Source organism: uncultured Sunxiuqinia sp. (genome assembly GCF_947495665.1).
Classification (GTDB): domain Bacteria; phylum Bacteroidota; class Bacteroidia; order Bacteroidales; family Prolixibacteraceae; genus Sunxiuqinia; species Sunxiuqinia rutila.
Window position 1 is genome coordinate 333,387 of record NZ_CANLZV010000002.1, and the last position, 12,013, is coordinate 345,399.

At 44.2% G+C, this 12,013-nt stretch carries 7 protein-coding genes; 3 read left to right on the top strand and 4 right to left on the bottom strand.

Annotation, left to right across the window (positions count from 1 at the left end; translation table 11 throughout):
• Window positions 1-51 precede the first annotated feature (51 nt).
• Complete coding sequence (locus tag Q1A18_RS04230) at window positions 52-1,620, bottom strand: glycosyltransferase family 39 protein (RefSeq protein ID WP_299577677.1); 1,569 nt, start codon at window positions 1,618-1,620, stop codon at window positions 52-54.
• A 123-nt stretch (window positions 1,621-1,743) separates the two neighbouring features.
• On the opposite strand from Q1A18_RS04230, the gene Q1A18_RS04235 reads away from it, so the two are divergent.
• On the top strand, window positions 1,744-2,688 hold the full coding sequence (locus Q1A18_RS04235) for a glycosyltransferase family 2 protein (protein WP_299577678.1): 945 nt from the start codon (window positions 1,744-1,746) through the stop codon (window positions 2,686-2,688).
• A 145-nt stretch (window positions 2,689-2,833) separates the two neighbouring features.
• Here the strand turns inward: Q1A18_RS04235 and Q1A18_RS04240 are convergent, their stop codons facing one another.
• Window positions 2,834-7,081 (bottom strand): hypothetical protein, encoded by a 4,248-nt coding sequence (locus Q1A18_RS04240; protein ID WP_299577679.1) that lies wholly within the window; start codon window positions 7,079-7,081, stop codon window positions 2,834-2,836.
• Window positions 7,082-7,585: 504 nt separating this feature from the next.
• Between Q1A18_RS04240 and Q1A18_RS04245 the strand changes: the two genes are divergently transcribed.
• Both Q1A18_RS04245 and Q1A18_RS04250 read left to right on the top strand, forming a co-directional pair.
• Window positions 7,586-8,854, top strand: coding sequence for a PQQ-dependent sugar dehydrogenase (locus tag Q1A18_RS04245; RefSeq protein WP_299577680.1), 1,269 nt, complete (start codon window positions 7,586-7,588; stop codon window positions 8,852-8,854).
• A 116-nt stretch (window positions 8,855-8,970) separates the two neighbouring features.
• Window positions 8,971-9,426, top strand: coding sequence for a cytochrome c (locus tag Q1A18_RS04250; RefSeq protein WP_299577681.1), 456 nt, complete (start codon window positions 8,971-8,973; stop codon window positions 9,424-9,426).
• Window positions 9,427-9,430: 4 nt separating this feature from the next.
• On the opposite strand, the gene Q1A18_RS04255 is transcribed toward Q1A18_RS04250, so the two are convergent.
• Window positions 9,431-11,155 (bottom strand): cellulase family glycosylhydrolase, encoded by a 1,725-nt coding sequence (locus tag Q1A18_RS04255; RefSeq protein ID WP_299577682.1) that lies wholly within the window; start codon window positions 11,153-11,155, stop codon window positions 9,431-9,433.
• Between the two features lie 139 nt (window positions 11,156-11,294).
• Complete coding sequence (locus Q1A18_RS04260; RefSeq protein ID WP_299577683.1) at window positions 11,295-12,002, bottom strand: SIMPL domain-containing protein; 708 nt, start codon at window positions 12,000-12,002, stop codon at window positions 11,295-11,297.
• Between the last annotated feature and the right edge of the window lie 11 nt (window positions 12,003-12,013).

Consider the following 12,013-nt stretch of genomic DNA (forward strand, 5'->3'; position numbering starts at 1 on the left):
AGAAAGCTCTGCTGATAGCCGTTAATAAAGGTGCTTTGGGGACTGACTCGCTTATTGTTTACGAGTCAGCAATACGGTAGTGGGGCGTTCCATAATGTCGCGCGATGAGAAGGCAACTTCTACATCATCGGGCAAGGCAACACCCTCTAATTTACGTTTAGTCGAAATAATCACCCCATCAGGGTACTCCTTAAAGAAACTGGCAAATTGTTCCGGTTCAAGATATTCAATTTCCTTCTGCAGATAAAACGAAAAAGACGGGTTGAACTTCTCATAATAACGTACTTCTTTGCCTTCCAGCAAATGAATGCTCTTAGCCACCGGATTTTCCTGGTCAATTCGAGGAAACACAATGGCAATGAAGCTTAGGGCGCCCAGCATGGTACTTAGTCCAACCACTTGCAATGACCGCTTGATTTGCTGTCTGGAGAATAAGAAATAGGCGAACAACATTCCTACGGGAATAGGAAAGAAATACAACGCCAGGTAATTCAAATGAGCCAGCGCCGGATCAAACTTAATTCCGATGTACAAGGCTGGAACCAGCAGCAGACTAAAAATGAGAAGTCCGAGCATGCTTCCCTTCAGGCGTACTTCATTCATTTTGAGCTGCGAGAGCCACAGACCAATCAGAATGGCGAAAAAGGGATAGGCCGGAACTGTATAGTTGGGCAATTTGGTACGCGAAATGGAAAAGAACACCACAATGGTGATGCCTGTCACCAAGCTCAATAATGTAAAATCGTCTTTTCGGTTGGCAAAAGCTTTTTTCAGGGTTTGAATGATAAATGCAGAAAAGGGAAACAAACCGATCAGTACAAAGAAAAGGGTGAGAATAAATAATCCGCCATGGCCTTCCATTTCGCTGGAAAAACGCCCCAGGTTGTGTTTCAGGAAAAACCCTTCAGACCAGAGTCCATTGGTTTTTAGGTGTACCAGAATGTACCAGGGCAAAGCAATCAGCAAAACAATGACAGCTCCCAAGAACGGACGCAGTTGGCTGATTTCGCTCCACTTAAACCGTTTGCTGAAAATCAGGAATAGGAGGAAAACCAATCCGGGCAAACCGATGGCTACCGGGCCTTTTGATAAGGTTCCGAGTCCTATTGAAATATACAACAACAGCAGGTAGGAAAGGCGTTTTTCCTTTACCGCGGCATAGAACGCATAAATACTGGCTGTGAAAAAGAAAATCAGGTAGGGATCGGGCACAGCCAGGTGAAACTGGATGGTGAGATGAATGGACGACAGTAAAACAAAACTGCTCCATAAGGCTGCTTTTTCAGAATGAAACCGACGGACAAACAGAAAGGTGATCAGGATGGTAAGTGCTCCGAAAACGGCTGAGAAAAACCGCGCGGCAAAAGCATTTACCCCAAAGATGGAATAACTCAACATCATGAAGAAATAGTGCAATGGCGGCTTGTCGGTGCGCAGTTCCTGGTTAAATGTGGGAACAATCACATCAGATCGCTCAAACATTTCAGCCGCACAGGTGGCATTTTTGGCTTCATCCAAAATGTAAATGCTGCTCCCGCCAAGGTTTGAAAGGTAAAGTGCAAGAGCGATAAGGAAAACAAACCATGGATAATATCGGGAGTTACTTATTTGTTTGATCATGAGTGGATTTCTATTTTAATGAACATTCTATTAGATAACTTTCAGGCTTTTTCTTAATTTCGTGGCGCTAAATAATAAAAATTTCGGCAAAGATATCCTATTATCGCCATAAACAGAAAATCTATGAAGCAATTAAGTTTGGTTATTTGTGTGTACAACGAAGAGTTGAACATTAAACCACTTAGCGAACAAATAAAATCAGCCCTTAAAGATTTCGACTACGAAGCTATTTTTGTGGATGACGGATCAACCGACCGGACGCGCGAAGAAGTTCGGGCCATTAACGATGAGCATTTCTTGTTGTTGGAGTTGAAGAAAAATTATGGGCAAAGCTCAGCGCTTCAGGCGGGTATCGATGCGGCAACCGGCGAATACATTGCTTTGATTGATGGCGATTTGCAGAATGATCCGAATGATATTCCCATGATGCTGAAAATGGCGGCTGAAGGGGAGTGGGACATGGTTGCCGGTGTACGTGCCAACAGGAAAGATGGCGCTTTTTTGCGCAAACTTCCCAGTAAAGTGGCCAATTACCTTATTCGCGAAGCCACCGGAATCCGGATGAAAGATTTGGGATGTACTTTGAAGGTATTTACCCACGAAGCCATTAAAAGCATTCATATTTATGGTGAATTGCACCGGTTTATTCCGGCACTTTTGGCATTGGAAGGATCGACCCGCTTAACGCAGGTTGACGTAAACCACCGGGCCCGTGAGTTCGGAAAATCAAAATATAATTTAAGCCGGACCACACGTGTATTCAGTGACTTGGTTTTGATGGTATTCTTTAAAAAATACATGCAACGGCCCATGCACTTCTTTGGTGGAATTGGGATTGTTACCCTTGCCCTGGGATTCTTAATCAATTTTTATCTTCTGATACTAAAGCTTTTTGGCTACGACATTTGGGGAAAACCAATCCTTATTTTAGGAATGATTTTATTAATGGGAGGAATTCAGTTGATGACCATTGGTATTGTGGCTGAAATGTTGATGCGGACTTACTATGAAGGGCAGGGGAAAAAGCCTTATCGCGTGCGTCGTCTGGAAACCACCAAGAAGAATTAAGCCCCCAGTTTCATCATAGAATTAATAAGGCTTTTCTTAAGAAAGAAGTAGCTTGAAAACGTATGCTTTTAGTTCCCATGGAAAGTAGGGCCAGGCATTGGTTTGCCTGAATTCTAATGGGCTGTCAGTAGAAGAGAGTTTGAATCTATTCTTCTTTTTCTTCCTTGATGCCAAAGGTGTTTTTTGCTCCGCTAAAAATGGATTTCCACCAGTAGTTGACAACTGACTTTTGAGGATTGCGTTTGAAGTAAATATCATCGGGCAGAAGAATGCGCGTGCGCGGATGCTTGGATTTTAACACCAAACTATTAGTGAGGAAACTTAGGAATTTAGCCTCTTTGGTGTCGCCATCCTTTTGCTCCAATATGGCTATTCGAAGGTTGTCATAAGCAAACTTTAGTTTTCCTTGCGCCAATTCCTGATCGGCAATAAAATCGAACTCAAAGCGGTCCAATTGGCCGGAGCGGACTGCGATGCCTGCGGCATTTCGGGTTACCGGATTCAAGTAAGTCAAATCGAAAGGAGAAAGATGCCCTGAAACCTGAAACTGATTGACCGGAGAGCGTAAATCATACTTCATGCTGACTTCCATCAACGATTCGCCCATAAGCCAGGCACTGGCCTTGACGTTTAACGCTGTTTTTGCATTTGCTAGGTAAGGCAGATTGGTTACTGGAAATGCCCGAATGGTCATGTCGCGGAAGTAAACGAGACCCGGGAAAGGACGCTCGGGTGCCTGCTCTTCATAATACAAGTCGTAATTGGTTAATTTCAGGGTGTCAAAATAAATGGGCAATGCCATGTCCTTAAGAATTTCCTGTGGCATTTTTGATTGTTTGTTCGGGTCATCTGCTGTGCGTTTATCCCGGTAAATGTTGAGTGTGCCGCCATCGGCAATGAGCTGCGAAGCTGTGAGTTCTCCCTGCTGGTACCATCTTTTTAAGTCGAGGTTGATCAAATCCAGCCGGTTGATGGAGCCCTGATAATGATCGGTTTCGAAAGGAATAACCGTTTGAAATTGTTGCTTGCTGTAGCGGGGGGTAATTTGGATGTCCTCAATGGACAGCTGGTTATTCTGGTTGTTGAACTGAATGTCTCCCAGGTTAAAATTGTACAGGTTAGCTTTATCAGAGAAAGCATAATTTTTAAGGTTCAGCTTCACCGATTGCGCTCCCAGCAAATGCTCAGCAGGAATAGTATCCAGCTTAAATTCTTGCAATTCAACCTGTAGATTCGGAAAGTGCTTGGTTGTATTGCCCACGCGGCTAATCAATTCGCCATCAGTTAAATGAATTTGATGAGCTGCAATTTCAGAAAATAAGGGCGAAATGTCTGACGGAATTTTCAGTTGAAACAGGTTAACCCGGGAATTGCTGTTGTCACTTTTCTGAATGGTCAGCTGCGGCCTCTCTGCCTGAATCGATTCAAAATGAAGGTTTTTCTTATTCAGTACCTGCTGAATGTCAACTTCTTTGAACGTTAGTCCCGGCACCTTGAGTTCAACAAAGCCCTTTCCGGCTGTTGCTGCATTGTTTGTCAGCAGCAGGTTGCGTAGGGTCAGGTCACGTTTGCGCGTTGAAAAGTGCACCGAGTCGGCGGTGTAATCCACATTTCCTTTTTCGGGTTTGAAAATAACCTGACTTAAGGAGGTTGAAATATTGTCTGATTTAAATGCCGCAGGCGTATTGGCGGTATGACTGATAAGACTGTTGTTATCGCCAATCATTTGTAAGTTGGATGTCAAAATTTTACTTTCCTGAAGTTCATTGGTTTTGAAGATATTGATTTTTCCTCCGGTCAGCTTGAATTGGGTAATTGTCAAGCGCTGCATTTCTTTGGGCAAGGGAACAACAGCATCTTTAAAATCTACCTGTTTTTGAGGGACTTCTGACCGGTATAGATTTATCTCCGGCTGATTGATTAAAAATCGGTCAACATCCAGTTGTTGCTCAAAATAAGCTTCCTCCAAGTCGACACCCTGTAGTTTGATTTCAGGGATGTTGATGTGAAAATGCATTGGCAAGTCGCCATAAATCTTGCTGGTTATGTCGGGATACAAAATGGCATTTCGTATGTATATTTGCGATTTTTTGGAAGAGATGCCAATCTCACTGGCCTGCAGGTTGTGCACATTGTCTGACAGCTGGAACAACTGATCTTCAATTTTAAGCTCAAAATCATCCGCAAAAAACAAACGGCTCTTTTCAATTTCGGCGGCATTGAGCAGAAAGTTTTCCAGTTCAACACTAAACTTGTTGTTAAATGAGCTGGTTTTTCCTTTTCGGCTGTGTGTTACCAGTTGGATGTTGCCATTGGGAACTTCAATCTTTCCGATAGAAATGTTTTCGATGTAGTTGTTTAGCAGTTCGTAAAGCTCTTGCGGGCTGTTCCTCTTGGCTTCTTTATTTGGGCGTGAAAACACCTCAAGGGAGATGCTTGGCTCTATGATTGAAAAATTATTGATTTGCAGCTTTTTTCGAAAAAATGCCTGGTGGATATTTGTATTGCTCAAAATCAAATGCGGAATGGTGATCTCATAAATTTGTGAGCGGTTGAATTTTTTCAGCAGCCGGGCATTCTTCTTCGGATCGTCTGGAGACAGCCTGAAATTGGTTAAGCTAGCCCGGTTGTTGTACGATGAAACATCAATCTGGTCAATTTGCAGGCGGTGAATCTGATCCACCAGCTTCATGTTGTAGTCGGAGAAGGTCAGTTCAATGTTGGTTGCAAAAAACAGCTTATCGGTGCGCTCGGCACTGATGGAATCCAGCGAGAAGTCGGTGAGCTTGAAATCAAAGTTTGACGAGATCTCCCCGGATTGCTGCGATCCTTCGTCAGATAAAACGACCACACGCCCCTCGTCAAAGTCAACAACACTGGCATAAACTCCTTTGATGTAGTTGCGAATGAAATAGTACAGCAAACTGTTTGTTTCGCGCGAAGCTTTTTGTTTTTTCTGCCCTTGGTTAATAAGAACCTTGGGCGAATAGGCGAGAATGGACTGTAAGGGCATTTCGCGTTTGTGAAACAACCTTTTCAGGTCAATATCCCGGAAGCGGATGCTGTCGCATTCCATGTCTACCCGGGTTAAGGTAGTGGATGGATTTTGGTTAGGTTTTAGCTGTAACTGATCGGCCTGTATGGAATTCGTTTGAGTAGAAGCGATGATGTTGGTGGCATCAAAGCGGTGAACCTGATCATTCATCAGCAAGTAATAGTTGTCCAGCTGAAGGTAAAAATCCTTCGCATAAAGAATTCGATCGGGATCGTTAAACGACTGGTCATTGAGTACAAACTTGTCCAGCTGAACGTTTAAGTCATAAAACTCTTGCATGCTTGCCTTGTCTTCGCTTTTTCGGTCAATTTGGAGTTTGCGTGCATTCATCGACAAATGGTTAATGCTAAGTTGTGTGAATTCGCCTTCTGCCAGCTGGTACAAATCGAATTCCTTCATTTGTCTGAAGTTCATCTCCGGTGCATTTTCCACAGGAATTACCTTAATGTCGGCCTGATGCAAAAACAAGGAATCAATGTGAATGCTATCCTGCTGAAACAGCTTGTTGAACTGATTCGATTTGATGGAAATTTCCGGAATTGTTACTAAGTATTGGGTTCGGCTGGTTGGTTGCTGTCTGGTTGGCGATAGTTCAATGGATCGGCCAATAATGTCATTGCTTTTTAGTGAATACTGAATGTTTTGAATGCTAAGTTCGTGAATGCTATCGCTTAATGCCTTTCTGTAGTTATCTAGGCTGAGAAAAACGTCATCGGCCCGGAAGAAGTCATCTTTTTGACGGATCAAAGAGGAATCGGTGTAAAAATTCGAAATACCAATGTTTAGATTCAGGGCTCCCAGGCTTTTGGGCTGCAGTTGGTTGGATAGCTGATTGTCAATGAATCCGGCGTTTGTCAGGCTAATCTTGTCGATGGCCAGGGACTGCAGGTCTTGACCAAAAACGGAACGAAGTTCCTTAACGAATGCATAAGAGCTTTTGGATTTTGTACTATCTGTTTTTAAGGTCCAGACCGGTGAATTAATCTCGAGTTCCCGGATGTGAAGCTCATTCTTCGTGAGTAACTTGTACAGGTTGATCCTTTTCACTGAAATGGCTTCTGCTTGCAGAAAATCAGCTGTTTGGCTTGCGGATTTCTTTTTGATTTCGATCTCTTGAATCCGGATGCTTCGGGTGAACAGGTTGACCGATAAATCTTCAAAGTGAAGTACGTATTGGTTTGCCGTTTTAGCTTTCAACCAGGCGTTCAGTTCCTTTTGTATTAGTTTGTCAGCCCACAAAAATAGCAGTGTCCCACCTATGATGACCAGCCCAATGAAAAACGCCAGTATCCATCTGGTCAGTCTTTTGGGAGTGTTATTTGGGGCTTGGTTCATCATTTTTAGCTATCAAACAGAATGCATTATATACTAGAGACTAATTTTATAAAAAAAGTTGCGTATTCAAAGGAAAAACGTGCTTTGATTCATTTCTTTTGTGCAAAGAACAGAAAGGTGTTTTATAACGCATTCGCTGAAAGAGTACTTACGAGCTATTTCCCCGGTTCTAACTCGAGAATGTTTATACCGGATAGATATTGGCTAGGTTGCAATATTTGCTGAGTTAGCCTTTGAAACATGCGAGCTAAGCTGGTGCCGGAACGGCTTTTCTGATTCTGGGAGTAACAATCAGAAAACTTGTTTGGGTTTGATTGCTCAGAATTTCTCAGGCTTGCAACAGAAGCCGAGTTAAACAAATTATTTCTTGCCTTGTTTTTTGTTTAAGTTAATTAAATGATTGTCCGGTAATCAGTGAACAGTTTCTTTGATGGCTCTTGCTGTTTAAAGCATTGGTTTATCATGGTGGATTCGCCTTTGAGCCGGCGTCATTTTAAAGAATCGATTATGAGGTTTTCCGCGTTTTGGTTTTTTCTTGTAGGCTTGATGGCCTGTAACCAAGGAGTGCACAAACTTGATGTGATTCAACCCGATGCAGACAATGGTGGCTTGATTTTGCCTGATGGTTTTTCGGCTCTGGTTGTTGCAGACACGCTTGGGCATGCCCGGCATATCCAGGTGAATCGCCAGGGAGATATTTACATTTCGTTGAACCGCCCTAAAAATGGGGGAGGTATCGTTTGTCTTCGGGATACCACCAATGATGGACGAGCAGATTTGATCAAGTATTTTGGCGAACATCATGGAACGGGAATTGCCTTGAAAGATGACTATCTGTACCTCGGGGCAGACACCCTGGTGGTACGATATCCTATGATTTATAGCCAACTTCTGCCACACGATGCGGAAGAAATCATTGTTCAGGGCTTGCCCCACAACAGTCAGCATGCGGCCAAACCACTGACTTTTGATCAGGACGGAAATTTGTATGTGACAGTTGGTGCCCCTTCAAATGCTTGTATGGAACAAAGCCGAACGAAAGGTTCGCCGGGCATGGACCCTTGTCCGCTGCTGGAGCGACATGGTGGTATCTGGCAATTTAAAGCCGATCAGCTTAACCAGAATCAGGTTTTGGATGGTGAGCGATTTGCAACGGGAATCCGACATGCCGTTGCAATAGACTGGAATACGACCGAAAGTACCTTATTTGCGGTGCAGCATGGGCGGGACCAGCTGAGCCAGCTTTTCCCGGATTTATACGATGCCAAGCAAAATGCGGAGCTTCCTGCCGAAGAGTTTTTATTGGTTGAAGAAGGTTCCGATTTTGGCTGGCCCTACTGCTACTATGATCCGATGCAGCAGGCAAAAGTATTGGCTCCGGAGTATGGTGGCGATGGACATACGTTGGGGCGCTGTGAGGATAAAGATGATCCAATCATGGCATTTCCGGCACATTTGGCACCTAACGATTTATTGTTTTACACCGGAGACATGTTTCCTGAGCGATACAAAAACGGAGCTTTTATCGCGTTTCATGGTTCGTGGAACCGCGCCCCGGAAGTGCAGGAAGGCTACTTTGTGGCCTTTGTGTCTTTTAAAGGAAAGCTACCATCTGGAGATTGGGAAGTTTTTGCCGACGGATTTGCTGGTGTTGACGTAGTAAACAGCCCGCGTGATGCGGCCTATCGTCCCTGTGGACTGGCGCAAGGTCCCGATGGGTCGTTGTTTGTTACCGATGATGTGCAAGGAAGGGTTTGGCGAATCATGTATGAATAGTGATGAGAAAAATTCGGTTTTTATTGAATTTATCAGTCCCTAACTTCACCACAAACAACTTCAAAAGCATGTTTCAAGATAGAAAGTCAGAAGTATCAATTTTTAATAAAGAATTTGTGAGAGTATTTATTATTTCCCTTTCATTTATCGTTGCACTTGTTGGGAGTTCGTGCACGCAAAGTAGTTCGTCAACCAGTGATCAACAAACCGAAAAGTTTCAACAATCTATGGAAAGTGCTGACTCCGGCCCCGTGGAGCAAGTTCATCCCGGAAAGTCCGTTTATGAAAAATATTGCCTGACCTGTCACCAGGCAGATGGTTCAGGAGTTCCAGGCATGTATCCTCCGGTTGGGCCAAATGAGTGGACTAAGGATCAGGCTAAAATAATTCAGGTTGTCCTTAATGGTCAAAGTGGAGAGATTGAAGTCAATGGCGAAGTGTATAATAATTTGATGCCCCCGCACAATTTTCTGTCTGATAAGGAAGTGGCAGATGTGGTTTCTTATGTTCGTGCCAATTTTGGGAATGAGCTTCCTCCGGTTACTGAGGAAGATGTTGCCGCAGCTCGCTAGCTTGTTAATTCGATTTGATCAGCTTTCCCGATAGCATGGTTCCTTTGTATGGCCATCGGATCAGGTAGCGGCCATGGGGGAGTTCATTTAAATCAATCTGCAAGTCGGTGGAAATGACCTTCTGCATCATCAGTTGCCCGGAGAAGTTGTAAATAGAGGTTCTCCCGGCACTATCGGCTTTGGTGAAGTTAAGAATGCCATTGGTCGGGTTGGGGTAGAAATAGGACTTTTTCTCTTTCAAAGCTGAGCTATCCGTTCCAAGGCTTATTTCATAAAGTCCGATTTCATCCAAAACAAAATTGGTGCTTGAATCCCCTAAATCGAAGACAAGGCGGGCTTTGGAGTCCGTGTCGTTTTGCATCTGAAAACTGAACGAATAAGTCTGCAACTCCGCAGTCATGTTGAATGTGGAGTTGCCACTGTATGAGGTCCATGGTTCCTGATTCATTCCGGTGTAAATACTGATTGGTCTGCCATCGCTGGCCTTTGCTTTAAACTGTACTTCATAGGTTTTGCCTTTTTCTAAAACCAGCTCATTGAGGACAAGTTGAATGTGCCAGTTTTCAGTCCCGCCATTGGTGATTTCGAGCGACAGCTCTCCCTGGCTGACTAAGCCTGTGGAAGAAGCGCCTGAGTTGTTGTACAGTTTCCAGCCTTCCAGGTCGCCATTCTGGTTAAACTCTGTCTTAAACAGTTCTTTCCGGTTAACCGGCGTTGGCTCGGGCAACTCATTTTTCAGTAAGGCGTCAACCAGTTCGTGCCTGAAGGTCAGAGTTGCAGGTCTGAAGATGCCAAAACCGGCACTAAATTCCCAGTAGGCCCAGCTAAAGTTTTGAGACTCAAAATACCGGGCAAGGTAGGTGGTCCAACGCACACGCGAGGCCATGTCGGCCCGGTTGTAAGCTCCAAATTCACCAACATGAACCGGGATGTTGTTGGTGGCGCTAAACTGGATCGCTGCTTCAAAGTCAGCTTGTACTTTTTGCCGTTCCGTTTCAGTGTCATGCCATTCTGTCCCCAGCCATTGGTCAGCTTCAGGACCAACCCATTCGGCACCTTGATGGGTAAACGAAAAGGGATTGTAGTAGTGAAGGGTCAGAATGAGCCGGTCGTCGTTCGGAACTTGCAATTTTGACAACCCGCCAAGTCCTCCATATTCTGCAGTTCCGACTAAAATAAAGCGATTGGGGGTGGTGCGGCGGATAGTCTGAAGAGCCTCGGCTAAAAATACATTCCATTTTTCAGCGGTTAGGTTGTTATGTGGCTCATTCAACAGTTCAAAAATCAGGCTGTCTGGATAATCTGCAAAATGAGTGGAAAGCTGCTCCCACATGGCCAGAAACCGGGGCTTTTCTTCCTCCGGATTTTCAAATAAGGCTTCATGGTGATGCATGTTGATAATTGCGTGCATCTTGTTTTTAAGGGCTAAATCGACTACGTGCTGAATGCGTTGTAAGAAAGCATCGTCAATGGTGTAGGGGGAGTGTGCTAAACTCCGCTCTTCGGTTTCCCAGCGAATGGGAATACGGACATGATCAAAGCCCATACTGGCTATGGTCAACATGTATTCATCCTTGAACGGGTTGCCCCAGGCTTCTTCGCTGGGGGCTTCAAGCATATTGCCCAGGTTGATTCCCCGGCCAAGTTCCGCGTTTTTATCAAAAGCCGGAGTTTGTGCCAAAACCGAAAAAGAAAGGACGGTTAACAGCAGGCTGATTCGTGTTTTCATAAGTCGGAATTTTTTCTGACAGGTTTAGTTTTGCTTACTATTGGTCCGGGTGAAGTTAGTTTTATTCGAGGTGAAAAACAAGAAAATCCAGGCATTCCTGAACCCTTGCTGCGAAGGGGTGAATGCCTGAATTGACGGGCTATTCGCCAATGGCGAAGCGCGTAAATACTTTGTAGCTGAGTTTCATTTTTTCGAATGAAATTTCGGGCTCCGACTCGATGCTGCTTTCATTCATCATTGACGCAGTTCCCCGGATGAGGATGTTTTTTGCGTAAGGCTGGATGAAGTTTGCCCGTTCCTGGATGAAGAGTACTTTCCCCAGTTTTTGGTCAACAGCTTCGAGCAAATAACTGGCTTTTTCCCGGGCATCTTTAATGGCCTTGATTTTGACTTCTTTTTTGAAATCGTCCATCTGACTGTGGTCTACGCGTTGAATGTGGGCATTCTGGGCATCAATTTCATCCAGAATCTCCCAAACGTTTGCCAGTTCGCTGGTGCTGCCAACTTCCAGCAGGTAGTTTTTTGAGGCCAGCATATCCTTGTTTTTTCGTTTGATGGTTACAAAATCAGCGTCAGCATTGGCCAGACTGAGTTTGCTTAGGTCAAACTTATTGACCTTCAGGTGTTGTTTCAATTTCTTCTCGAGGTCTTCAATGTTTATCTTGGTTTTTCCCTCATAGCGCTCTTTTAAGGTAAATTGAAGAAAAATCTCATCCGGAACTACTTCCATTTCACCTTCTCCGGTTACTTCAATATAGGGCGTTGAAACCAATGGATTAAGTTCAGTTTGCGCAAAGCCACTCAGGCTAAATACAAGAAGTATCAAAATTAATCTGCTCGTTTTCATAGTCATTATTT

Bases quoted from the DNA above. Each gene is read 5' to 3' on its own strand.
- Q1A18_RS04260 (WP_299577683.1), bottom strand. From the start codon at position 12,002: ATGAAAACGAGCAGATTAATTTTGATACTTCTTGTATTTAGCCTGAGT.
- Q1A18_RS04235 (WP_299577678.1), top strand. From the start codon at position 1,744: ATGAAGCAATTAAGTTTGGTTATTTGTGTGTACAACGAAGAGTTGAAC.
- Q1A18_RS04245 (WP_299577680.1), top strand. From the start codon at position 7,586: ATGAGGTTTTCCGCGTTTTGGTTTTTTCTTGTAGGCTTGATGGCCTGT.
- Q1A18_RS04230 (WP_299577677.1), bottom strand. From the start codon at position 1,620: ATGATCAAACAAATAAGTAACTCCCGATATTATCCATGGTTTGTTTTC.
- Q1A18_RS04240 (WP_299577679.1), bottom strand. From the start codon at position 7,081: ATGATGAACCAAGCCCCAAATAACACTCCCAAAAGACTGACCAGATGG.
- Q1A18_RS04255 (WP_299577682.1), bottom strand. From the start codon at position 11,155: ATGAAAACACGAATCAGCCTGCTGTTAACCGTCCTTTCTTTTTCGGTT.